Raw genomic sequence first — 24,123 nt, 5'->3', positions numbered from 1 at the left:
CGCACAGGCTCGCCAGCGACGCTGGTTATTGCTGGCCAGGTTCGGCTTGCAGCAGCTCGATCAGTGCGCTGGCAGCGTTCGAGCGGGTCCTCCCGCTATGCCAGATGCAGCCGAGCTGGCGTTGCAACTGTACACCGGGGATGTTCAGCACATGAACCTGGTTATCGAGCATGGTGCGCGGAAGCACGCTCCAGGCCAGGCCGATCGATACCATCATCTTGATGGTTTCCATGTAGTTGGTACTCATGCCGATATCGGGCCTGATGCCGTGTTGCTCAAACAGGGCGCTGACCACCCGGTGGGTAAAGGTATTGGGCCCGGGGAAAACCGCGGGGTAGTCGGCCAGACGCTTGAGACTCACTTCACTGAGCTGGCTCAGCGGATGTTCTGGCGCGCTGACAAACTCCAGTGGATCATTCCAGATAGTGTGAGCCATGATCGGGGCTTCGATCTGGGGCGCCAGGGTGATGATTGCCAGCTCGATTTCTCCGTGCAGCACCTTGTCATAGGCGACTTCGGAATCAAGGAACTGGATATCCAGCGCTACCCCCGGATAGGCTTTGGTGAACCGGCGCAACACCGGCGGCAGGCGGTGCAGACCGATGTGATGGCTGGTGGCCATGCTCAGGCGGCCACGTACCTGGCCGGACAGATTACCCAGAGCCCGGCGGGTGTCGCTGAGCACCTGCAAAATCTGCTCGGCCCGAGGCTTCAGCGCACGCCCGGCTTCGGTCAGACTGATATGCCGGCCGATCCGGTCAAACAGTCGGGTGTCGAGCTGTTGCTCAAGCATCGCGATACGTTTGCTGACTGCTGGCTGAGTCAGGTGCAACTGTTCGGCAGCCCGGGAAAACGAGCCGCTGTCGGCGACGGCGAGAAAAGCTACCAGGTTGGCAGTATCCATGTTGGATTCCTCTTGGTTATCCAATGCATGAATATTATGAATTAGTTTTATTGTTGGCCAGCGCTTATCATGGCTTCGTCATTAAAACGCACTGGCGGGCGACCATTGGCGCACCGGCAGTCACAGCCTGATCCAGGAGTTCAGCATGTCCGGCAAGACGCTCTACGACAAGCTCTGGGACCAGCATCTCGTCAAGCAACGGGATGATGGTTCGGCCCTTATTTATATTGATCGCCACCTGCTGCACGAGGTTACCTCGCCGCAGGCCTTCGAGGGGTTGCGCCTGGCCGGGCGCAAGCCATGGCGGATCGACGCCAACCTGGCCACGCCAGACCACAACGTGCCGACCACCAATCGTAGTGCTGGTGTTGCCGGTATCGAAGACGAAGTCTCGAAGTTGCAGGTTGTAACCCTGGACGAGAACTGCGACGACTTCGGGATCCTCGAGTTCAAGATGACCGATCGTCGTCAGGGTATCGTCCACGTGGTTGGCCCAGAGCAGGGCGCCACCCTGCCGGGCATGACCATCGTCTGCGGTGACTCGCACACTGCCACCCACGGCGCCTTCGCCGCTCTGGCTCATGGCATTGGTACCTCCGAGGTCGAACATGTGCTGGCAACCCAGTGCCTGGTGGCCAAGAAAATGAAAAACATGCTGGTCAAGGTCGAAGGCACGCTCGGCTTCGGCGTTACCGCCAAGGATATAGTGCTGGCGGTGATCGGCAAGATTGGTACTGCCGGCGGCAATGGCCACGCGATCGAGTTCGGTGGCTCGGCCATTCGTGAGCTGTCGATGGAAGGGCGCATGACCATCTGCAACATGGCGATCGAAGCGGGTGCTCGGGTTGGCTTGGTAGCCTGCGATGAGAAGACCATCGCTTACGTCAAGGATCGTCCCTATGCACCGAAGGGAGCGGACTGGAATGTCGCTGTTGCAGCTTGGCAGGGCCTGGTTTCGGATGCTGACGCCAGGTTCGACAGCGTGGTCGAGCTCGATGCTGCCCAGATCAAGCCGCAGGTGTCATGGGGTACTTCGCCGGAGATGGTCGTGCCGGTCGATGATCGGGTGCCGGATCCGGCAGTTGAAACGGATGCGGTCAAACGCAGTGGCTATGAGCGGGCCTTGCAGTACATGGGCCTGGAAGCCAATCAGCCGATTACTTCGATCAAGGTTGACCGGGTGTTCATCGGCTCATGCACCAACTCGCGGATCGAGGATCTGCGCGCTGCCGCGGTGGTGGCCAAGGGGCGCCGGGTGGCCGCGAGTGTCAAGCAAGCGATGGTGGTGCCGGGTTCTGGTCTGGTCAAGGAGCAGGCTGAGCGTGAAGGGCTGGACGTGATCTTCAAGGCCGCCGGTTTCGAGTGGCGCGACCCGGGTTGCTCCATGTGTCTGGCGATGAACCCTGATCGCCTGCAGTCCGGCGAGCATTGCGCTTCGACCTCGAACCGTAACTTCGAAGGCCGCCAGGGCAATGGCGGACGTACTCACCTGGTCAGCCCGGCGATGGCGGCCGCCGCCGCGGTGGCAGGTCATTTTGTCGATGTTCGTGAAATGCTCGCAGAGGAGGCCCGCTGATGAAGGCTTTTACCCAGCATACCGGCCTGGTGGCTCCGCTCGATCGGGCCAATGTAGATACCGATCAGATCATTCCCAAGCAGTTTCTCAAGTCGATCAAGCGTACCGGCTTTGGTCAGAACCTGTTCGATGAGTGGCGTTATCTGGATGAGGGCTACCCTGGGCAGGATTGTTCCAAGCGCCCGTTGAATCCGGAGTTCGTGCTCAATCTGCCGCGTTATCAAGGTGCTAGCGTACTGCTGGCGCGCAAGAATTTTGGTTGTGGATCGAGCCGCGAGCATGCGCCCTGGGCGCTGGATGAGTACGGTTTCCGCACCGTGATCGCGCCGAGCTTTGCCGATATTTTCTTCAACAACAGCTTCAAAAATGGTTTGTTACCTATTGTTTTATCTGAAGAAGATGTTGATGAATTGTTCAGGCAGGCAGAAGCGGAAGAGGGTTATGAGCTGACCATCGATCTGGCCGCTCAGACCGTGACTCGACCGGACGGCAAGCAGTACGGTTTTGAAATCGATGCTTTTCGCAAGCACTGCCTGCTCAACGGGTTGGACGATATTGGTCTGACTCTGCAGGATGCCGAGGCCATTCGCAGCTTCGAGCAAAAGCACCGCCAGAGCCAGCCATGGCTGTTCGGGGCAATCAAGTAAAGCGATGAGCTGGCGGCCTCTGGCCGCCACATCTGAATATTGGGAGCTGTACAAGTACATGAAAAATATCCTTATCCTCCCCGGTGATGGTATTGGTCCGGAGATCATGGCCGAAGCGGTCAAGGTGCTGAACGTTGCCAACGACAAGTTCGACCTGGGGGTAGAGCTGAGTCATGACGATCTGGGCGGTGCCGCCTATGATCGTTATGGGGTGCCGCTGGCTGATGAAACCCTGGAGCGCGCGCGCGTTGCTGATGCGATCCTGCTCGGTGCAGTGGGTGGCCCCAAGTGGGACACAATTGACCCGGCACTGCGCCCCGAGCGCGGCCTGCTGAAGATCCGTTCTCAGCTGGGGTTGTTCGGCAATCTGCGTCCTGCTCTGCTGTATCCGCAACTGGCTGCGGCTTCGACACTCAAGCCTGAGGTGGTATCGGGGCTGGATATTCTGATCGTGCGCGAACTGACGGGCGGCATCTACTTCGGCCAGCCGCGCGAGCGCAAGGTGCTGGATAACGGCGAGCGGATGGCCTACGACACGCTGCCCTACAGCGAAAGCGAAGTGCGCCGGATTGCCAAGGTGGCCTTCGATATGGCGATGGTGCGCAACAAGAAGCTCTGTTCGGTCGACAAGGCCAACGTGCTGGCTTCCAGTCAGCTCTGGCGTGAAGTGGTCGAGGAAGTGGCCAAGGACTATCCCGAGGTCGAGCTGTCGCACATGTATGTAGATAATGCCGCCATGCAGCTGGTGCGTGCACCCAAGCAGTTCGATGTGATCGTTACCGACAACATGTTCGGCGATATCCTTTCCGACCAGGCCTCGATGCTGACCGGTTCGATTGGCATGCTGCCGTCGGCCTCGCTGGATGCCGGCAACAAGGGCATGTACGAGCCCTGCCACGGCAGTGCCCCGGATATTGCCGGACAGGGTGTAGCCAACCCGCTGGCGACCATCTTGTCGGTGTCGATGATGCTGCGTTACAGCTTCAATGAAGTGGCCGCGGCCGATGCGATCGAACAGGCGGTGAGTCTGGTGCTGGACCAGGGGCTGCGTACCGGCGATATCATGGCCGAAGGTTGCCAGAAAGTCGGTACCGTACAGATGGGTGACGCCGTGGTCGCGGCGCTGAAAAACCTGTAATCTGTACGACTTTCCATCGCGCCCGGCCTCGGTCGGGCGTAGCTGTCTATGAATTGTTACCCCACGGGGGGTTGTTGTCATGAAAAGAGTTGGTCTGGTTGGCTGGCGTGGCATGGTCGGATCCGTGCTGATGCAGCGCATGCGTGAAGAAAATGACTTCGCTGCGATCGAGCCAGTGTTCTTCACCACCTCCAATGTCGGAGGTCGTGGTCCGGATGTGGGCAAGGACATTCCTGCGCTAAAGGACGCCTTTGACCTGGAATCGCTTAAGCCGATGGATGTGATCATTACCTGTCAGGGTGGTGACTATACTCAGGCGGTTTATCCGAAGCTGCGGGCTGAAGGCTGGAACGGCTACTGGATCGACGCGGCTTCGACGCTGCGGATGGAAGATGACGCGGTGATCATTCTCGACCCGGTCAACCGTCGCAGTATCGATCAGGCACTGCGCGACGGGGTCAAGACCTTTGTTGGTGGCAACTGCACCGTCAGCCTGATGCTGATGGGGCTGGGCGGGCTGTTTGAGAACGGCCTGGTCGAGTGGATGAGTGCCATGACCTATCAGGCTGCCTCTGGCGCCGGCGCCCAGAACATGCGTGAGCTGATCAATCAGATGGGGGCGATCAAGGGAAGCGTGGCTGACGAGTTGGCCGATCCGGCCAGCGCGATCCTCGACATCGACCGCAAGGTGGCCGACACCCTGCGTGGTGAGTCCTTCCCAGCCGAGCATTTCGGCGTGCCGCTGGCTGGCAGCCTGATCCCCTGGATCGACAAGCAGTTGCCGAACGGCCAGAGCCGTGAAGAGTGGAAAGCCCAGGCTGAAACCAACAAGATCATTGGTCGCAGCGCCCGGCCGATTCCGGTTGACGGTATCTGCGTGCGGATCGGTGCGATGCGTTGCCATAGCCAGGCTCTGACCATCAAGCTGAACAAGGACGTGCCGCTGGCTGATATCGAAGCCATGCTCGATGCGCACAACCCTTGGTCCAAGGTGGTGCCCAATGCCAAGGAAGATACTCTGCGCGATCTGACCCCGACCGCCGTGACCGGTACTCTGACTGTGCCGGTGGGGCGCTTGCGCAAGCTCAACATGGGCTCGCAGTATCTGTCGGCCTTTACTGTCGGTGATCAGTTGCTGTGGGGGGCCGCCGAGCCTCTGCGGCGGATGCTGCGCATCCTGCAGGAAGGTTGAGATGGCCGGGCGGCAGGCCGCCCGGCTATAGGAGGGCACCCCTGTGCAAGCGGGGGTGCCCTTTGTGTTTGAGTTGTGCTGATATTCAGTCGGGTGCTGACCAGGTTGGTGCTGATTGAACCGTCAGATTATGTGTAATCAAAGAAAGTGAGACCGGAAGGCTTATGAGTGCAGCCGTGAGTGTGGCGATTGTTGGGGTTGAGAATCTGGCAGGGGAGGCGGTCCTGGCCGTGCTTGAGGATCATGAGTTCTCCTTCGCTCAGGTGCGCCTGGTGGACCTTGAAGCAGTTGCCGGCGGTCGATTGATGGTCAAGGGGCAAAGCCTCAAGGTCGAGCCGCTGGAACGTTTTGATTTCACCGAAGTGCAGGCAGTTCTGTTTCTTGGTGATCCGGCGCTGACCAATGACTGGGCCGACAAGGCCAGTGTTGCGGGTTGTATGGTGGTGGATACGACTGGTGCTTTGCGTGAATGTCCAGAGGTGCCGCTGGTGGTGGCCGGGGTCAATGATGAGGTGCTGGCCGGCTGCACCCGGGGTGCAAAAGTTTGTGCCGCCGATAGTCAGGTGGTGCAGGCAGCACTGGCTGTGCAGCCGCTGCTGAGTGCAGGGCTTGAAGCGCTGGTGCTGGCAACCTATCAATCGATGTCGACCCGAGGGCAGGAGGCGCTAGAGGCGCTGGCCATGCAGACGGGTAAGCTGCTCAATGGCCAGCCGGTCGAGAAGGGCGTGTTTGACAAGCAGGTAGCGTTCAATCTGTTGGCCCGGGTTGGTGAGCCGCTGGATGATGGTGGCACTCTGCCGGAGCAGCAGTTCGCTGAGGATCTGCGCCGAGTGTTGGGTCTGCCGCAGTTGCTGGTATCGATCACCTGCGTGCTGGTGCCGCTGTTCTATGGCAATGCCCAGGTGCTGCAAGTGCAAACCCGAGAAACCCTCGAGCTCAAGCGTATCAATAGCGCGATTCGCAAACTCGATGGTCTGAAACTGCTGGACAAGCCAGCGGCTGGGGGCTTCCCGACGCCGGTTACCGATGCTACAGGCAGCGATCAGGTGTGGGTGGGGCGTTTGCGTACCGACTCCGGGGATTCGCGTCGGATTAATATGTGGACTGTGTCGGATAATCTGCGAAAAGGTGTGGCACTTAATAGTCTTCAGACGGTTGAGCTGTTGATAAAAGGCTTGTTGTAATCGATACTTGCTGTTGATTTCGTATCCAGCAGCTTAGGTTTGTTGCCTTGACGGGTTGCCTGGACTCAGCGATTTTAGGTTGTCCGGATTGGGTGGGGAGGTAGTTGGCCAATCCGGGCAATGGTTCTGCAGACGCGAGAGAAAACGATAAAGCAAAGGATTTTCGCTATGGTTCGCAAACTGGTTTTGGCCGTCGCCGCAGCAAGCGCCTTGATGTCTTCGGGTGTGGTTCAGGCGTTGGGAGTAGGCGAGATCAATCTGCACTCGGCTCTGAATCAGCCGTTGCAGGCAGATATCGAGCTGTTGCAGGTTCGCGACTTGTCCAGTGCGGAGATTCTGGCCGCACTGGCGACGCCGGACGACTTCGGTCGAGCCGGTATCGAGCGCCCCTTCTTCCTGACCGACCTGAAATTCACGCCGGTGGTGGAGGGTGGCCGGGCCTTGATTCGGGTGACTTCCGAGCGGCCGGTGCGTGAACCCTATCTTAACTTCCTGATTGAGGTGCGCTGGCCGTCCGGGCGCGTGCTGCGGGAATTTACTCTGCTGCTTGACCCGCCGCTATACCAGCCGGCAGCGGTCACTTCTGCTTCGGCTCCGGTCAGTCCGCCAGCAACCCCTCCTGCTCCGATCGTTCGCACGCCGGCTCCGGCTGCCGCACCAGCCGCAGTCGCTCCAGTGCGGTCTGCAGCCGCTCGAAGCGAATTGCAGACCAGTCGCTCTGATACGCTCTGGGATATCGCCCTGCAGAATCGCCCGGCCGGTGCTTCTGTACACCAAACCATGTTGGCGATTCTGGACCTGAACCCTCATGCGTTCATTGATGGCAACATCAATCAACTGCGGGCTGGCCAAACTCTGCGTTTACCTGACGCAGAACAGGTCCGTAGCCGCAGTCAGGCTGATGCGATTGCCCAAGTCGCCCAGCAGAACGCCAGTTGGCAGGCTGCGCGCCAGGCTCAAGCCAGTCAGCGGCAACTTGATGCGCGTCAGCGTGAAACTGCTGGGGCGGCCCCGGCGCAGGCCGAGAGGGGCGATGCGTTGCGTCTGGTGGCGGCTGCTGATGAGTCGGTCGACGGCGGCGCCGATGCTGCCGATCAGGCCGGTAACGGCCAGTTGCGCGATGTGCTGGATCGGACCAAGGAGCAGTTGGATTCGACCGAGCGTGAAAAGGCTGAACTGAACGAACGTCTGGCTGAGGTTCAGGGTCAGCTTGACACGCTGCAACGTTTGCTGGAGCTCAAGGATGCCCAGTTGGCTGCCTTGCAGCAGGAGCTGGGTCGTGATGAGGCTCTGCCGGACATACTGCCTGAGCCCCTGGATGAAACAGTAGCTGAACAGGAGCTCGAGCCGGTATCTGAGGAGTTGGTTGAGGAGGCTGCTCAGGACTTTGCACAGCAGCCGGCCGAACGCGACGAACTTGCTGAGTTTGAGCGCATCGAGCAAGACTTGAGCGAAGATGAAGATCCTGTGCCCGCGGCAACTATCGCTGGTCAGGAGCCTGGTGCTGGTGATGCGATAACTCCGCCTAGCCCGCCAAGCGCTGAAGTGACACCGGCCTCGACCGCAGACCAGTCGCCGGAAGCCATGTTGCAGCGACTGATGCAGAATCAGACGCTGTTGCTGGGTGGTGGTGCCTTGGCACTGCTGGTGCTGCTGCTGGTGTTGATGGCTGTAGCTCGTCGCAACGCCCGGCGTGAAGCGGAAATGGTAGAAGAGTTTATTGCTGAGGCCGACCGGGAGGGGGACGATACCGGCTCAGCCAGTGATGATTTCAATGTCGCTCTGGCGGGCTTCGATGAGCTTGAGGGTAGCGAAGAGCTGGATATTGCCGGTGATCCGTTAACCGAAGCCGATGCGCTGATTGCCTATGGCAAGCTGGATGAAGCTGCGGACGTGCTGCAGGCTGCGATTGGGGCTGACCCTGAGCGCGATGAGCTGCGGCTCAAGCTGATGGAAGTGCATGCCCTGCGTGACAATAGCCTCGGCTATGCCGCTCAGGCTGAAGTGCTGCGTAATAAGAGCACTGCGCAAAGCGAGTTGCAGGCACTGAACGCTCGCTTCCCGTTGATGGCGGCTGCAGCCCTGGGGGCGGCAGCGGTGGTTGCCGAAGATGAGCGCGACCAGCCGATTGACTATCCCGCAGCCCCGGCTAGCGATGACGCAGTCAGTGCTGACAAGCCTGCCGAGCCTGAAGTAGCCGATGACCTGGATTTTGACTTCAGTGACTTTGAGGCTGAGTTGAACGATAGCCAGTTGGATGCTGAAGACTCTGCTGAAGCTGCTGCAGTGGACTTCACTCTGGATGAGCCGTCGCTGAAGGACGAGCAGGAAAGTGCTGAGAGCGGCGAGAGTGTCGAGAGCAGCGAGAGCGCGTTCGATCTGGATTTCGACCTGGATACTCTGGAGCCGGAAGCAGTCGCAGAGGCTGTGCAAGAGCCCGCCGAAGAGCTGGCCTCGCTTGATCTGAACGAAGACTTCGATCTGTCACTCACCGATGATCTGCAGGCCGATAACCTGCTGGCCGAGTTTGAGGCTGGTGAGCCGGTTCAGGATGAGCCGTTGAGCGTTGACGAGCCGCAGGCTGATGATGCGTTTGCCCTGTCTGATGAAGATCTGATGGGCTTTGAGGATGAACTCAGCTCGGCGATGGCAGCGCAGGGCGCCCAGCTTGAAGAGGCCGATGGTGATGCGGCCGATAACCTCGGCGACGCAACTGAGGATACTGCCAGCCCGGCAGAGCAGGGTGTGCCATTGGGGGATGACATGGATGATGATGAGTTTGACTTCCTCTCTGGTACTGACGAGTGCGCGACCAAGCTGGATCTGGCTCGGGCCTATATCGACATGGGCGACAATGAAGGTGCCCGGGATATCCTCTCCGAGGTGATCGATGAAGGCAACGAGCAGCAGCAGCAGGAAGCTCGCAGCATGATGGAGACATTGACTGACTGATGAGCAGTGATTCCAATCACTTCGACGCGGCCGCCCATGGGGCGGCCGCTGTTGTTTCCAGGGTGGCGGCCTGTGTCGAATACCGGGGGACCGCCTATCGAGGCTGGCAGCGCCAGGAAGAGGGTGTGCCTAGCGTTCAGGAAGCGGTTGAAAAGGCGTTGTCTCGGGTGGCTAATCACCCGGTCCAGGTCGCCTGCGCCGGGCGCACTGACGCCGGGGTGCATGCTTCCTGCCAAATCATCCACTTCGACAGCAACGCCCGTCGTCAGGCGCTGAACTGGATTCATGGCGCCAATGCCAATCTGCCTCCTGATATCAGTCTGAGCTGGGTCAAGGTCGTGCCCATGGATTTTCATGCCCGCTTCTCGGCCATGGCCCGGCGTTACCGCTACGTCATCTACAATGACCCGATTCGCCCGGCGCACCTGGCCCACGAGGTGACCTGGAATTACCGGCCTCTGGACTTTGAGCGGATGCAGCGGGCATCCCGGGCGCTGGTGGGAGAGCATGACTTTACCTCGTACCGGGCCATCGGCTGCCAGGCCAAGTCGCCGGTCAAGACCGTGCATCATCTGGAACTGATCCGCTTTGGTCGTTTCATCGTGCTGGATATCCGCGCCAATGCCTTCTTGCATCACATGGTGCGTAATATTGCCGGGGTGCTGATGCAGATTGGTGCTGGTGAGCGTCCAGAGAACTGGGCGGCGGAGGTTCTGCAGGCGCGAGATCGGCGTGAAGGCGGGCTGACCGCACCAGCCTATGGGCTTTATCTGGTGGATGTGACCTATCCCGAGCAGTTCGAATTGCCGCAGCGTTATATGGGGCCGCACTTTCTGGCGGCGCTGAACGCACAGGACTGACGCTGTCGGGGCGATCTGTTAGTATCCAACCCTTGTTTCCCGATGGTGTACTGGTCGATGGCAACGCGTGTGAAAATCTGTGGGATTACCCGTGTCGAGGACGCCAGCGCGGCGGCTGCGGCGGGTGCTGACGCCATTGGTCTGGTGTTTTATGTGCCGAGCCCTCGGGCAGTCGAGCCGGCACGTGCAGCTGAAATAGTCCGGGCTTTGCCCCCCTTTGTAACCACGGTTGGCCTGTTTGTCGATGCGCCAGCCGAACAGGTCCGCGCCGTGCTGGAGCAGGTTCCGCTGGATGTGCTGCAATTTCACGGCGATGAGCCAGAGCCTTATTGCCTGCAGTTTGGCCGGCCTTATCTCAAAGCCATACGGGTGCGTGCCGGCGATGATCTGAATGCCCTGGCGAGTCAGTGGCCTTCGGCTAGCGGAATTTTGCTCGATAGTTTCAAACCTGGGGTTCCGGGTGGGACCGGCCTGACCTTTGACTGGTCGATGATCCCGTCCGAGCGCAGCTGGTCGCTGGTGTTGGCAGGTGGTTTGGATGCCAGCAATGTGGCCGAGGCCGTGTCTCGGGTTAAACCCTGGGCGGTGGATGTGAGTGGCGGTGTTGAAGCCGCCAAAGGCATCAAGGATGCGAATAAAATCAACGCTTTTGTTCATGAGGTGAAGCGTGTCTGACTCAACCCGAATCGATTATGCGGCAGTGCCCGATGCGCGCGGCCATTTCGGCCCCTACGGCGGGCGTTTCGTCTCCGAAACACTGATGGATGCGCTCGAAGATCTGGAGGCGCTCTATCGCCAATTGTCGGTCGATCCCGCGTTCCAGGCCGAGTTTGATCGTGATCTGGCGCACTATGTCGGTCGGCCTTCGCCACTGTATTTGGCTGAACGGCTGACGGCCAAGCTGGGCGGCGCGCAAATCTGGCTCAAGCGTGAGGATCTCAATCACACCGGCGCGCACAAGGTTAACAACACCATTGGTCAGGCGCTGCTGGCCAAACACATGGGCAAGCCACGGGTGATTGCCGAGACTGGTGCTGGCCAGCATGGCGTGGCCACCGCTACAGTTGCCGCTCGCCTGGGTTTGCAGTGCCAGGTCTACATGGGCGCGGAGGACGTCAAGCGTCAGGCACTGAATGTCTATCGCATGAAGCTGTTGGGTGCCGAGGTGATTCCGGTTACCTCCGGCTCCAAGACCCTCAAGGATGCGATGAACGAGGCCATGCGCGACTGGGTAACCAATATCGACAACACTTTCTACATTATCGGGACTGTGGCCGGTCCGCATCCGTATCCGCAACTGGTGCGGGATTTTCAGTGCGTGATTGGTCGCGAAGCTCGCGCCCAGTGTCTGGCCCAGGCTGGACGCCTGCCTGATGCCCTGGTGGCCTGTGTCGGGGGAGGCTCCAACGCCATCGGGCTGTTCCATCCATTCCTGGAGGATGAAGGTGTGGCCATGTACGGGGTTGAGGCTGGCGGACTCGGGCTGGCGACCGGTCAGCATGCGGCTCCGCTGAATGCCGGGCGTCCGGGTGTGTTGCACGGCAACCGCACTTACTTGATGGAAGATGAAGATGGGCAGATCATCGAAACTCATTCGGTTTCGGCTGGTCTCGATTACCCCGGTGTAGGCCCTGAACATAGCTGGCTCAAGGATATTGGCCGGGTCAATTACGTGGACGCTACCGATGATGAGGCGCTTGCGGCCTTCCGCGAATTGACCCGGGTCGAAGGCATCATGCCTGCGTTGGAATCTAGTCACGCGGTCGCTTATGCGATGAAGCTGGCCCGCACCATGCGGCCTGATCAGCACATCGTGGTCAATCTGTCCGGTCGTGGCGACAAGGACATCCACACGGTCGCCGGTATCGACGGCATCAGTATTTGAACGAGTACACCATGAGTCGAATTCAAGCCTGTTTTGAAGCTCTCAAGGCTTCCGGCCGCAAGGCCCTGATTCCCTACATCACCGCTGGCGATCCTGAGCCGGGGATGACACTGCCACTGATGCACGCGCTGGTCGAGGCCGGGGCGGACGTGATTGAGCTGGGTATTCCGTTCTCCGACCCAATGGCCGATGGTCCGGTCATCCAGTTGGCCATGGAGCGGGCGTTGGCCCACAAGGTCAGCCTTGTCCAGGTGCTGGAGATGGTGCGCCAGTTCCGTGAACGTGACCAGACCACCCCGGTGGTACTGATGGGTTATCTCAATCCGGTCGAGCGCATGGGCTATGCCGAGTTTGCCCAGGCTGCAGCCAGTGCCGGGGTTGACGGGGTATTGACTGTGGACCTGCCGCCGGAAGAAGGCGAAGAGGTCACCGTGCTGTTCCGTGAGCAAGGGCTGGATAGTATTTTCCTGCTGTCGCCAACTACGACTTTGGAGCGGGCGAAGAAAATTTGTGCCCAAGCCAGCGGCTATATTTACTATGTTTCACTCAAGGGTGTGACTGGGTCCAGTGCATTGGACGTCACCGATGTAGCAGCCAAACTTGAAAAGCTGCGTAGCGTCACCGATCTGCCCATCGGTGTCGGCTTTGGTATTCGTGATGGGGGCTCGGCAGCCGCAGTGGCTCAGGTGGCCGATGGAGTCGTTGTCGGCTCTGTGCTGGTCAATCAGATTGCCGCCCATCAGCAAGAACCGGACAAGGCTCGCGAAGCCATTGCCTCGATCATCCGCGAAATGCGGGCGGCGATGGATCGTTGAGAGCCACCCAATTGGTGTAACTGACAAGATAAGGATTGGCGATGAGCAACTGGCTGGTGGACAAACTGATTCCTTCCATCGTGCGTTCCGAGGCAAAGAAGAGCACCGTGCCGGAAGGGCTGTGGCGCAAGTGCCCGTCCTGTGACGCGGTGCTCTATCGCCCGGAACTGGAAAAGAACCTGGATGTGTGCCCCAAGTGCAACCATCACTTGCGTATCGACGCTCGTCGCCGCCTGGACGTATTCCTTGATCCAGAAGGCCGCAGCGAAGTAGCTGCCGAGCTGGAACCGGTCGACCGGCTGAAGTTTCGTGATAGCAAGAAGTACAAGGATCGTATCACTGCTGCGCAAAAGGACACTGGCGAGAAAGACGCACTGGTGGTCATGAAGGGCAAGCTCAAGGGGATGCCGTTGGTAGCCAGTGCCTTCGAGTTCAACTTCATGGGCGGTTCGATGGGTAGTGTGGTCGGTGCCCGTTTCGTACGTGGTGCGGAAATCGCCCTGCAGGAACGTATTCCCTATGTGTGCTTCTCGGCCTCGGGTGGTGCACGGATGCAGGAAGCGCTGTTTTCGCTGATGCAGATGGCTAAAACCAGTGCTGCGCTGGCCAAGATGCGGGAAGAGGGCATTCCCTATATCTCGGTCATGACCGATCCGGTCTATGGCGGTGTGTCGGCCAGCTTGGCCATGCTGGGTGATCTGAATGTCGCCGAGCCCAACGCACTGATCGGCTTTGCCGGGCCGCGGGTGATTGAGCAGACTGTTCGCGAAAAACTGCCACCAGGTTTCCAGCGCAGTGAGTTTCTGCTTGAGCACGGTGCATTGGACCTGATTGTCTCGCGTCATCAAATGCGTGATCGTCTTGCCAGTCTGCTGTCGATGTTCACTCAGCAGCCAGCCCCTGAACGGGAGGCGGCCGCCGCCGTTGAGGACGCTTGATCGCCGAGTTGTCGCTGGCCGACTGGCTGGCGCGTCTGGAAAAGCTGCACCCTAAAGACATCGATATGGGGCTGGGACGAGTCGGTCAGGTTGCTGGCCGGCTCGGAGTACTCAAGCCGGCTCCTCTGGTGTTTACGGTTACTGGCACCAACGGCAAGGGCTCGACCTGCGCCACTCTTGGTAGTCTGCTGCAATGCGCCGGTCTGCGGACCGGCGTGTACAGTTCTCCCCACCTGCTGCATTACAACGAGCGCGTAACCATTAATGGTCAGCAGGCAAGCGATGCTGAGCTGTGCGAGGCCTTTGGTGCGGTCGAAGCGGCGCGCGATGATATTTCCCTAACCTATTTCGAGTTTGGCACCTTGGCGGCGCTTTGGCTGTTTCAGCGTGCCGGGCTGGATGCTGTGGTGCTGGAAGTCGGTCTGGGCGGGCGGCTGGATGCGGTCAACGTGGTCGATGCCGATATCGCAGTAGTCACCAGCATTGGTCTCGATCACCAGGAGTTTCTGGGCAACAGCCGTGAGTCGGTAGCTTTCGAAAAGGCTGGGATCATACGTGCCGGTCGGCCGGTGGTGTCTGGTGAAACCGATCTGCCCGATACCTTTATGGCTGAGGTGCAACGCCTGGATGCTCGCCTGCTGCTACTTGACCGGGATTATCACTGGTCAGCGCTGGAGCAGGGTGCCTGGTGTATGCAGGGCGTGGATGCAAAGGGGCGGCAGCGGCGGGTCGAGTTGCCGGCGGTCAGTCTGCCGCGAGACAACCTGGCCGGGGCGCTCCAGGCGTTCTGGGCCGCTGGACTGGATTTGCCCGACCCGCTGCTGGCTCAGGCGCTGCGCAAAGCGCATGTGCCCGGACGAGTGGATCGGCGCCGGGTGCTGTGGCGCGGACAGTGGCGAGAGCTGTGTCTTGATGTCGGGCACAACCCCCAGGCTTCCAGTTTTCTGGCCCGCGAACTGCGTCGGCGACCCCGATCGCGCGTGGCGGTATTCGGGCTGTTGGCCGACAAGGACATGCAAGGGGTTGTCGAACCGCTGCTTGGTGAGTTTTCCCAGTGGTTGACTGCGCCCTTGCCAAGCCCGCGTAGTTGCTCGGCCATTGTCCTGGCGCAAGTGCTGGCGAGGCAGGGGGCTGAGGCCAAGTCATGCAACTCGGTGGCTGAGGCTATCGTTGCCCAGCTCGAACAAACCCCGGTTGACAGTGAGATCGTGATTTTTGGGTCGTTTTTCTGTGTCGCAGAGGCCATACTCTGGCTTTCTGAACAGACACAGGAGCCGATCGATGGATGAAGGTCTGAAGCAGCGCATCATTGGGGCGCTGGTATTGATCATTGCGGCGGTGGTATTCCTGCCGATGCTGTTGTCCGGGCAAGATGAAACGGTTCGGGTTGAGGTTGAAGTGCCAGAGCCTCCTGTGCTGGACTCTCGTCCAATTGAGGTGGCAGCGCCGATTGAGTTGCCTGAGCCGGCGGAGGTCGCCGAAATACCCGAGCCGGGCGCTGACCTGCCTACCGAACTCCCTCCTGTCGCACCGGCTCCCGAGCCAGCTCCTGCTGTAACTGCTGCACCTGAGCCGCCGGTGTCAGCTCCTGCTGCTCCCGCACCTGCTGCTCCGGTCACAGTGACTGGCGACTGGGTAATCCAGCTCGGCAGCTTCTCCAATGCCGCCAACGCCGAAAGCTTCCGTCAAACCCTGCGTAGCGAAGGCTATAACGCCTACACCCTTACGGTCCAGGTTGACGGGCGTAGCATCACGCGGGTTTATGTCGGGCCGTTAGTCGAGCGTGCTGCAGCCAACAGCTTGCGCGATGAACTGGCCCGCAAGCATGGTAACCAGGGGTTGGTGGTTGCCTATGATGCGAATACTCGTGCGCGTTAGAGTCTGTTAGAATAGCGTTCTTTCGTTATCGGGTAGCCTGTAGTGACATTCGTCTGGGTCGACTGGTTGATCATCGGTGTTATAGCTATCTCCGCCTTGATCAGCCTTGCGCGTGGTTTCGTCAAGGAAGCGCTGTCATTGTTGACCTGGGTGATCGCCGGGCTGGTCGCTTGGATGTTTGGCGGCGCTTTGGCTGATCTGCTCACAGGCTACATAGAAACGCCATCGCTACGGGTTATCGTTGCCTGTGCCATTCTGTTCGTGTTGACCCTGATTCTGGGTGGGTTGATCAATTATCTGATTGGTCAACTTGTCAGGGTGACGGGGCTGAGCGGGACTGACCGCTTTCTCGGTATGATTTTCGGTGCGGCCCGAGGTGTGTTACTGGTCGTGGTGGTTATTGGCCTGCTAAGCCTGGCCCCTGTCGAGGGTGATATCTGGTGGACACAGTCCGAGCTGATTCCTCATTTTTTGCTGGTTGCCGATTGGTCCAAGAACACGATTCTCGGCTTTTTCGGTAGCTGATGTGGGTATCCTTCCGGATACGGCTGTTTTACACATTCAACGTAAGGGTGTTTAGGCATGTGTGGCATTGTTGGCATTGTGGGCAAGTCGAACGTCAATCAGGCGCTCTACGACGCCCTGACCGTCCTGCAGCATCGCGGCCAGGACGCCGCCGGCATCGTAACCTGTGATCGGGGCCGGCTGTTCCTGCGCAAGGATAACGGTCTGGTACGAGACGTCTTCCAGCAGCGTCACATGCAGCGGCTGGTGGGCAACATGGGTATGGGTCATGTGCGCTACCCGACAGCGGGTTCCTCCAGTTCGGCTGAAGCCCAGCCGTTCTATGTCAACTCGCCTTACGGCATCACCCTGGCGCATAACGGCAACCTGACCAATGTCGAGCAGTTGTCGCGTGAGATCTACGAATCGGATCTGCGCCACGTCAATACCAACTCCGACTCTGAAGTGCTGCTCAACGTTTTCGCCCATGAACTGGCCCGCAGTGGCAAGCTGCAACCGGGCGAAGAGGATATTTTCAATGCAGTACGAGGCGTGCACGATCGTTGCCGGGGTGGCTATGCTGCAATTGCCATGATCACCGGCTATGGCATCGTTGGTTTCCGCGATCCCTGGGCAATCCGGCCTATTGTCTATGGCAAGCGGGAAACCGAGACCGGCATCGAGTACATGATCGCCTCGGAAAGCGTGGCGCTGGATGTTCTGGGGTTTGAGCTGATTCGTGATCTGGAACCCGGCGAGGCGGTTTATATCACTGACAAGGGCGAAATCTTCACTCGTCAGTGTGCCGACAACCCGGTGTATTCGCCGTGTATCTTTGAGCATGTCTACCTGGCGCGTCCGGACTCCATGATCGACGGGATTCTGGTCTACAAGGCACGCCTGCGCATGGGGGAAAAGCTGGCCGAGAAAATTGCCCATGAGCGCCCGGACCACGGGATTGACGTGGTAATTCCGATTCCTGATACCAGTCGGACCTCGGCAGTCGAGCTGGCCAACCACTTGGGCGTTAAGTTCCGTGAAGGTTTTGTCAAAAACCGCTATATCGGCCGGACCTTCATCATGCCTGGCCAGGCGGCGCGCAAGAAGTCGGTGCGCCAGAAGCTCAATGCGATCGAACTGGAATTTCGTGGCAAGAATGTTCTGCTGGTCGATGACTCCATCGTGCGTGGTACCACCTGCAAGCAGATCATTCAGATGGCCCGTGAAGCGGGTGCCAATAAGGTCTATTTCTGCTCGGCGGCTCCGGCGGTCCGTTACCCTAATGTCTACGGCATCGACATGCCCAGCGCCCACGAGCTGATCGCTCATGATCGCAGTACCGAAGAAGTGGCTGAGCTGATCGGTGCTGACTGGCTGATCTATCAGGATCTTGATGACCTGGTCGAGGCGGTGCGTGAGGGTAACCCCAATATCCATGATTTCGACTGTTCGGTGTTCAACGGTGAGTACGTCACCGGCGACGTCAATGAGGCGTATCTGGGCAAGATCGAGCAGGCGCGCAATGATGCGGCCAAGATCACGTCGGAAATCGGCAACGCGATTATTGACCTGCACAACAATTGAGCAATAGGGCATCTCGGAAACCGGTCATTGCTGCGTAGCAATGACCTTGGGAGACGCCTGGCGGCAAGGGGAAGGTAATGACTATTGAATGGGATGCCGGGCGGCTCGACAGCGATCTGCTCGATGCCGGTTTCGATACACTGGCGGTGCGTGCCGGTCAGCGTCGAGGTCCGGAGGCCGAACATGGCGAGGCGCTGTTTCTGACCTCCAGCTATGTCTTTCGCAGTGCTGCGGATGCCGCCGCCTGCTTCGCTGGCGAAGCGCCGGGCAATGTCTATTCACGTTACATGAACCCTACGGTACGTACTTTCGAGGAGCGTATTGCTGCGCTCGAAGGGGCTGAACAAGCGGTGGGTACCGCTTCCGGTATGGCAGCAATTCTGTCGACGGTGATGAGTCTGTGTTCGGCGGGCGACCACATTCTGGTCTCGCGTAGCGTATTTGGCGCCACCGTGACCCTGTTCGAGAAGTATTTCAAGCGCTTCGGTATCGAGGTCGACTACGTTACTTTAGCCGATATTGCTGGCTGGCAGGCCGCCTGCAAGCCCAACACTCGTTTGTTCTTTGTCGAGTCGCCGTCCAACCCATTGGCCGAGCTGGTAGACATCGCCGCCCTGGCCGATGTGGCCAAAGGGCAGGAGGCCTTGTTGGTCGTCGATAACTGCTTCTGTACTCCGGCCTTGCAGAAGCCGCTGGCCCTGGGGGCAGATGTCGTTATCCACTCGGCAACCAAGTATATCGATGGTCAGGGCCGCTGTCTGGGTGGTGTGGTTGCCGGGCGCCGGGAGCACATGCAGGAGGTTGTCGGCTTCCTGCGTACTGCCGGCCCAACCTTGAGTCCGTTCAATGCCTGGGTATTTCTCAAGGGGCTGGAAACCTTGAAGCTGCGAATGAATGCCCATTGTGCCAGCGCCCAGAGCCTGGCTGAGTGGCTGGAGTGCCAGCCTGGGATCGATAAGGTCTACTATGCCGGCCTGCCTAGTCATCCGCAGCATGAATTGGCCAAGCGCCAGCAGTCAGGCTTTGGCGCCGTGCTGAGTTTTGAACTCAAGGGTGGTCGTGAGGCGGCCTGGCGGTTTATCGATGCCACCCGGTTGCTGTCGATCACCGCCAACCTGGGCGATGCCAAAAGTACTATCACCCATCCGGCCACTACTACACACGGGCGCCTGAGTGTGGAGGCTCGTGAAGCAGCAGGAATCCGCGAAGGGCTGATCCGTATTGCGGTGGGGCTGGAGGATGTTGAGGATCTGCGTGCCGATCTGCAGCGTGGCCTGGAGGCGGTGGCAAATAGCTAATTGAGACATATTTGCCAATTGTTTCACAAGACGGCGTCCGCGAGCTTGCTCCGGGCGCCGTTTTGTTTAGTCTTGGCAAGCCGCAGGGAGTGCGAAGGAAATCGCAGGCAGTCGCCCGGCTGTACGGCATTCAATCACATGGAGAGGAATCAATTTATGCGCAAACTTTTTGCCGCAGTTATGTTCGTCATGTCTACCTGGGTTGCTGTGCCGGCTTTGGCCGAACAGTCGGTTGGCCCGGTCGTCAACATCAACCACGCCAGTGCCGCGGAAATTGCCGAAGTGTTGCAGGGGGTTGGGGAGTCCAAGGCCCAGGCGATTGTTGCCTACCGTGATGAGAACGGCGCGTTCGAATCGGTCGAATCACTGGCCGGGGTCAAGGGCATCGGCCAGGCCACTGTCGAGCGTAATCGCGAGCGGATCAGTCTGCAGTAAGGACACACTGATTAATTGCACGCAAGCTCAGTAGCCCGGTTGTCGCTGACCTGTTCTGGACCGTTAGATGCCAGTGTCGAAAATTGCTCCTGCATTTTCGACACTTCCGCCATCCCTGGCGGTCGGATGGCATCTAAGAGCGTAGAGGGGTGAGGCAAGCGTTTACGAAGCATGCTTCGTGTGCAGCCAAACGCCGACCGATCTGTGATCGGTTGGCCGGACCCGGAGGGGATTTACAGCGTGTCCAGAACAGGTCAGCGACAATTGGGCCAACACCGAAACTGATTTAATCAGTGTTTCCGTAATGAGCATGTCACGGGCAAATGAACCTGCCCGTGACTCGCTCAGAGCGCACACCGCTCAGGTTTTGAGTTTGCTTACGGCCGAGGTCAATTGATGCGCCAGGGCAGCCAGTTGCTGGCTGGTGGCGGCGCTTTGCTGGGTTTGCTCGACCGTACGCTCGGTCACATCGCGAATCTGTACCACACTTTGGGTGATGGATTCGGCGACCTCACTTTGCTGTTCTACCGCTGAGGCAATCTCACTGTTCCCGTCACGGATCTGGCTGACTGCCGTGGTGATGCGGCTCAGGGAGGTACCGGCCTCTTCAACCTGCTCAACCGACTCATGGGTCAGCTCGGCGCTGGCTTGCATGTCCGCGACGGCATCGCGGGTACCTCCCTGCAAGGCTTCGATCATGCGCTGGATTTCATCGGTGGAATTCTGGACTCTCTGGGCCAAGGCGCGGACCTCGTCAGCGACCACGGCGAAGCCGCGACCGGATTCCCCGGCCCGGGCTGCTTCGATGGCGGCGTTGAGCGCCAAAAGATTGGTTTGCTCGGCAATGTCGCGGATCACTCTTACCACGCCACTGATTTCCTTGCTGTGACCCTCCAGTCGTTGCATATGCTGAGTACAACGCTCGATGCTGGTAGCCAAGCCGGTGATGGTTTCGCTGACCTTGAGCACCTGATCACGTCCCTGGCGGGCCAGTTCATCTGCTTGGCCGGACTGGTCGCGGGTAGTGGCGCCATTGGCTGCAATGTCCTGAACCGTCGCACTCATTTCATTGACGGCAGCTGCCACCATGTCGGTTTCGCTCTGCTGGCTGATCATACCGTCATTGACTCGCGCCATCAGCCCGGCCAATTGGCTGGCTCCCTGGTCAAGTTCCTCGGCTGCCTTACGCACAGCACCAACTACCTGTTGCTGGGCATCCTGCATAGCATTGAAGGCGCGCGCCATGGCACCGACCTCATCGCGTGAGCTGGCCTGAGCCCTGAGGGTCAGGTCGCCGCTTTCCTGAACCTTCTGCATAACGTCACGCAATGCATGAAGGTGGCGGGTGATGAACAGAATCAACAATTGTGATACCAGCAGTACGCCGACCATCAGGACAAAGACCACCAGCGCGTAAAAGGGTGCACGGTCCAGCAGCAGTTCAAGGTAGTCCTGGCGTTTCACTCCAAGAAGGAGGGCCTGTTCGTTCTGGCGCAGGGCCCAGACCCCGAGCAGGCGGTCCTGGTCGGTGGCTACCAGTTGCTCGACCGGGAACCAGCGCGGGCTGGTGCCCAGGCCTTGTTCCAGGCGGGCATAGCGTCCGCCGGCGGCAATAGGTTCAAACTCTGTCAGCCTGACCTGCGCGGCTTGATGCACCAGTTGCTCGCCAACGCGTTGGCGCTCAGCGTGCAGGCTCCCTTGCTCGACCCACAAGGCAACCAGAACCAGTAGCAAGGTACTGAAAAAAGTAACGCCATTGACCGCCCAAAACTTGTATTTGAGGGGGATGTGTTGGAGAACGACCATGCAGGCTCCTAGCAGTGTTACCCGACCTTGATGGTGGCCAAGGGCCGGATTTTGGCAATTATTGCTGATCCATGAACTGTATCGGTTGATCCCGGTCAATCTTGACAGCTATTCGTGACTCTCTTGCTGCGGAGCATCGGCCGCACGGGCTGGCAGACGATCGGTTATACTGTTGCCCTGGTTTAAGGAACAGATATATGACACCGCCTCTGGCTCAACCCTTGATGATCGACCAGGACGCCGAGCTGGCTGCCTGGTGCGAGCGCTGGCGACAACTGCCCTATGTGGCAGTGGATACCGAGTTTGTTCGTACCGAGACCTTTTACCCCATAGCCGGGCTGTTGCAGGTCGGCGACGGACGTCAGGCTTACCTGATTGACCCGTTGAAAATCAGTGACTGGAGCCCCTGGGTAGAGCTGCTGCGTGACCCGGCGGTTACCAAGGTGCTGCACTCCTGTAGCGAGGATCTGGAGGTGTTTCAGCACCTGTGTGGTGCCACGCCAGCGCCGCTGTTTGATACCCAGCTGGCTGCGGCTTACCTGGGTATGGATTTCTCCATGGGTTATTCGCGGCTGGTACTGAGTCTGCTGGGTATCGATTTGCCCAAGGATGAAACCCGTTCAGACTGGCTGCAACGCCCGCTGAGCGAGGCTCAAATTGATTATGCAGCCCGTGATGCGGTGCATCTGGCTGAGCTCTATCAGGTTCTGGCGCCACGTATTGATGCAGCAGGCTTGCGCGACTGGCTGCTGGAAGATACAGCCGAGCAGGTGGCAGTCAGCACCGCCGAGACCGACCCCGAACTGGCTTACCAGCAGACTAAACAGGCCTGGCGCTTAAAGCCGTCGCAACTGGCGGTTCTCAAGGTCTTGGCAAGCTGGCGTGAGCGTGAGGCCAGGCGCCGTGATCAGGCGCGCAATCGGCTGCTTCGCGAACGGGCAATGTATCCGCTGGCCCAGTATCAGCCGGACAACCTCCAGGCACTGTCGCGTATTGAGGACATGCATCCGCGCACCGTCCGGCATGATGGTCAGACCCTACTGGCTCTGATTCGTCAAGGTCAGGCGATGCCGGAGGATCAATGGCCCGAGCGTTTGCCTGAGCCGTTGCCGGCGGATGCCAACCGATTGCTCAAGGCTTTGCGCAAAGTTGGCCAGACGCATGCCGAGCGGTTAGGGATTGCCCCGGAATTGATGCTGCGTAAAAAAGTGCTGGAAAGCCTGGTGCGTAGCGGTTATCCCAACGGACCCTACCAGTTGCCGCCAGAGCTGACTGGGTGGCGGCGACGCCTGATGGGTGATGAGTTGTTGGCCGTGGCCAATGCCACGGCTCAGGAGAGTGCATGAAAGTTCTGTGTTCGATTTATCGTAGTCGGCGCAAGCCTGGCATGTATCTGTATGTGCCGCGTCAAAAGGGCCTGAGTGAAGTGCCAGAAGCGCTGCTGCAGGTGTTCGGCAAGCCCGAGCACAGTCTGGATCTGGTATTGAGCCCTGAGCGCAAGCTGGCTCAGGAAGAGATTCAGACTGTGCTGGACAATCTGCAGGGGCAGGGGTTCCACCTGCAGATGCCGCCGGCTGAAGAAGAGTACATCGAGCATTTGCCCGAAGAGTTGCTGCGCCTTAATGATCCGCTATAGCGGGGTTTACTCACCGCGATAGATGCATCCGCTGGTGCAGGTTTCGCGAATGGTAATCTGGCACAGTTCCGGCAGCTGCGGCTTGAGCTGTTGCCAGATCCACTTGGCAATTACTTCACTGGTTGGGTTTTCGAGCCCGGGAATGTCGTTAAGGTAGTGGTGGTCGAGCTGGTCATAGATGGGCTTGAACACCGCCTTGAGCTCGGCGAAGTCGCGGATCCAGCCGGTGTGCGGGTCAACCTCGCCACTGATATGAATGGCTATCTGGAACGAGTGCCCGTGCAGTCGGCCACATTTATGCCCAGTCGGAACGTGCGGCAGCTTGTGTGCCGCTTCGAAAGTAAATTCCTTGAAGATTTCCACGCCATTGATGCCTGCTGATTGAAAGGCCACCAGTTTACTGGATCTGAGCCTGCGGCAACACCGCGGCGCTTACCAGGAGCGCTGCATATTTTTCTCGGATATCTGCTCGTTCAGTGTCCAGTAGTCGTACAGCACCCCGAGCAGCAGCAGGCCGCCAGTGAAGAAATACAAAATGGCGGTGATCCATTTGCCCATATACAGTCGGTGGGCACCGAAGATGCCGAGAAAGGTCAGCAGCACCCAGGTCAAGTTGAAGTTTATCGGCCCGCTACGAAAACGGTGATCGGCTTCCCGATCCATTTTCGGAATCAGGAACAAGTCGACAATCCAGCCAATGAACAGCAGTCCCAAGGTGAAAAACCAGAGCGTGCCGGTCCATGGCTTGCCATAGTAGAACCGGTGGGCCCCCATGAAACCAAAGATCCACAGCAGATATCCAATCACCTTGCTGTGCGTATCAGAGTAAGCCATAGGCGGTGTCCTCCGGGATTGTGCCTGTATGATACTGATCGTAGACCCCAATAGACC

22 protein-coding genes and 2 pseudogenes are annotated in these 24,123 nt (G+C 59.0%); 20 read left to right on the top strand and 4 right to left on the bottom strand.

Going from position 1 to position 24,123, the window contains the following annotated elements:
• Positions 1-25: 25 nt before the first annotated feature.
• Positions 26-904 (bottom strand): LysR family transcriptional regulator, encoded by an 879-nt coding sequence (locus C2846_RS10330; protein ID WP_119701389.1) that lies wholly within the window; start codon positions 902-904, stop codon positions 26-28.
• A 145-nt stretch (positions 905-1,049) separates the two neighbouring features.
• Here C2846_RS10330 and leuC point away from each other — a divergent pair, with 145 nt between their 5' ends.
• From leuC to C2846_RS10245, 18 genes and pseudogenes are all read left to right on the top strand, one after another.
• Positions 1,050-2,480, top strand: coding sequence for a 3-isopropylmalate dehydratase large subunit (gene leuC / locus C2846_RS10325; RefSeq protein WP_080050825.1), 1,431 nt, complete (start codon positions 1,050-1,052; stop codon positions 2,478-2,480).
• Positions 2,480-3,127: a 3-isopropylmalate dehydratase small subunit gene (gene leuD / locus C2846_RS10320; RefSeq protein ID WP_080050824.1), complete on the top strand. Its 648-nt coding sequence runs from the start codon at positions 2,480-2,482 to the stop codon at positions 3,125-3,127. Before leuC ends, leuD begins: the two co-directional genes overlap by 1 nt.
• Positions 3,128-3,185: 58 nt before the next feature.
• Entirely contained in the window at positions 3,186-4,265 is a 1,080-nt protein-coding gene (leuB, locus tag C2846_RS10315) for a 3-isopropylmalate dehydrogenase (protein ID WP_119701431.1), read from the top strand.
• Between the two features lie 79 nt (positions 4,266-4,344).
• Entirely contained in the window at positions 4,345-5,457 is a 1,113-nt protein-coding gene (asd, locus tag C2846_RS10310; protein WP_080050823.1) for an aspartate-semialdehyde dehydrogenase, read from the top strand.
• A gap of 164 nt (positions 5,458-5,621) precedes the next feature.
• On the top strand, positions 5,622-6,641 hold the full coding sequence (locus C2846_RS10305; protein WP_080050822.1) for an aspartate-semialdehyde dehydrogenase: 1,020 nt from the start codon (positions 5,622-5,624) through the stop codon (positions 6,639-6,641).
• 120 nt (positions 6,642-6,761) lie between these two features.
• Positions 6,762-7,568: pseudogene (locus C2846_RS19125) on the top strand (type IV pilus assembly protein FimV); the annotation flags it as partial.
• A 1,842-nt stretch (positions 7,569-9,410) separates the two neighbouring features.
• Positions 9,411-9,593, top strand: a pseudogene (locus C2846_RS19120) (FimV C-terminal domain-containing protein); the annotation flags it as partial.
• On the top strand, positions 9,593-10,453 hold the full coding sequence (truA, locus tag C2846_RS10295; protein WP_119701387.1) for a tRNA pseudouridine(38-40) synthase TruA: 861 nt from the start codon (positions 9,593-9,595) through the stop codon (positions 10,451-10,453). The pseudogene C2846_RS19120 and the gene truA, both read left to right, overlap by 1 nt.
• A gap of 57 nt (positions 10,454-10,510) precedes the next feature.
• The gene (locus C2846_RS10290) at positions 10,511-11,128 is read left to right on the top strand and encodes a phosphoribosylanthranilate isomerase (protein WP_119701386.1); all 618 of its coding nucleotides are present in this window, start codon (positions 10,511-10,513) and stop codon (positions 11,126-11,128) included.
• Positions 11,121-12,338: a tryptophan synthase subunit beta gene (trpB, locus tag C2846_RS10285; RefSeq protein ID WP_080050818.1), complete on the top strand. Its 1,218-nt coding sequence runs from the start codon at positions 11,121-11,123 to the stop codon at positions 12,336-12,338. Before C2846_RS10290 ends, trpB begins: the two co-directional genes overlap by 8 nt.
• A gap of 11 nt (positions 12,339-12,349) precedes the next feature.
• Positions 12,350-13,153 carry a tryptophan synthase subunit alpha gene (gene trpA / locus C2846_RS10280; RefSeq protein WP_080050817.1) on the top strand — a complete coding sequence of 268 codons (804 nt, stop codon included), beginning with the start codon at positions 12,350-12,352 and terminating at the stop codon, positions 13,151-13,153.
• A 41-nt stretch (positions 13,154-13,194) separates the two neighbouring features.
• Complete coding sequence (accD, locus tag C2846_RS10275; protein WP_080050816.1) at positions 13,195-14,091, top strand: acetyl-CoA carboxylase, carboxyltransferase subunit beta; 897 nt, start codon at positions 13,195-13,197, stop codon at positions 14,089-14,091.
• Positions 14,091-15,380, top strand: coding sequence for a bifunctional tetrahydrofolate synthase/dihydrofolate synthase (folC, locus tag C2846_RS10270; RefSeq protein ID WP_080051748.1), 1,290 nt, complete (start codon positions 14,091-14,093; stop codon positions 15,378-15,380). Before accD ends, folC begins: the two co-directional genes overlap by 1 nt.
• A complete protein-coding gene (locus C2846_RS10265; RefSeq protein WP_080050815.1) occupies positions 15,373-15,969 on the top strand; it encodes an SPOR domain-containing protein in 597 nt (198 codons plus the stop codon). The genes folC and C2846_RS10265 overlap by 8 nt, the downstream gene beginning before the upstream one ends.
• 42 nt (positions 15,970-16,011) lie before the next feature.
• Complete coding sequence (locus C2846_RS10260) at positions 16,012-16,494, top strand: CvpA family protein (RefSeq protein WP_080050814.1); 483 nt, start codon at positions 16,012-16,014, stop codon at positions 16,492-16,494.
• A 57-nt stretch (positions 16,495-16,551) separates the two neighbouring features.
• Positions 16,552-18,057, top strand: coding sequence for an amidophosphoribosyltransferase (gene purF, locus C2846_RS10255; protein WP_080050813.1), 1,506 nt, complete (start codon positions 16,552-16,554; stop codon positions 18,055-18,057).
• Between the two features lie 77 nt (positions 18,058-18,134).
• A complete protein-coding gene (locus C2846_RS10250) occupies positions 18,135-19,355 on the top strand; it encodes an O-succinylhomoserine sulfhydrylase (RefSeq protein WP_080050812.1) in 1,221 nt (406 codons plus the stop codon).
• 156 nt (positions 19,356-19,511) lie between these two features.
• Positions 19,512-19,790, top strand: coding sequence for a ComEA family DNA-binding protein (locus C2846_RS10245; RefSeq protein WP_080050811.1), 279 nt, complete (start codon positions 19,512-19,514; stop codon positions 19,788-19,790).
• A 360-nt stretch (positions 19,791-20,150) separates the two neighbouring features.
• Here C2846_RS10245 and C2846_RS10240 read toward each other — a convergent pair whose 3' ends face one another.
• Positions 20,151-21,596 (bottom strand): methyl-accepting chemotaxis protein, encoded by a 1,446-nt coding sequence (locus C2846_RS10240; RefSeq protein WP_095624328.1) that lies wholly within the window; start codon positions 21,594-21,596, stop codon positions 20,151-20,153.
• A gap of 197 nt (positions 21,597-21,793) precedes the next feature.
• On the opposite strand from C2846_RS10240, the gene rnd reads away from it, so the two are divergent.
• A complete protein-coding gene (rnd, locus tag C2846_RS10235) occupies positions 21,794-22,942 on the top strand; it encodes a ribonuclease D (RefSeq protein WP_420849038.1) in 1,149 nt (382 codons plus the stop codon).
• Positions 22,939-23,232 carry a YcgL domain-containing protein gene (locus C2846_RS10230; RefSeq protein ID WP_080050809.1) on the top strand — a complete coding sequence of 98 codons (294 nt, stop codon included), beginning with the start codon at positions 22,939-22,941 and terminating at the stop codon, positions 23,230-23,232. Before rnd ends, C2846_RS10230 begins: the two co-directional genes overlap by 4 nt.
• 6 nt (positions 23,233-23,238) lie before the next feature.
• Here C2846_RS10230 and queD read toward each other — a convergent pair whose 3' ends face one another.
• A complete protein-coding gene (queD, locus tag C2846_RS10225) occupies positions 23,239-23,595 on the bottom strand; it encodes a 6-carboxytetrahydropterin synthase QueD (RefSeq protein WP_080051746.1) in 357 nt (118 codons plus the stop codon).
• A 69-nt stretch (positions 23,596-23,664) separates the two neighbouring features.
• Positions 23,665-24,066, bottom strand: coding sequence for an NINE protein (locus C2846_RS10220; protein WP_095624327.1), 402 nt, complete (start codon positions 24,064-24,066; stop codon positions 23,665-23,667).
• Positions 24,067-24,123: the final 57 nt, after the last annotated feature.

This window comes from Pseudomonas jilinensis, assembly GCF_003586265.1.
GTDB classification, from domain to species: Bacteria; Pseudomonadota; Gammaproteobacteria; order Pseudomonadales; family Pseudomonadaceae; genus Halopseudomonas; species Halopseudomonas phragmitis.
Note: the sequence above shows the minus strand (reverse complement) of the source record. Positions and strands in the feature narration are given on the sequence as shown.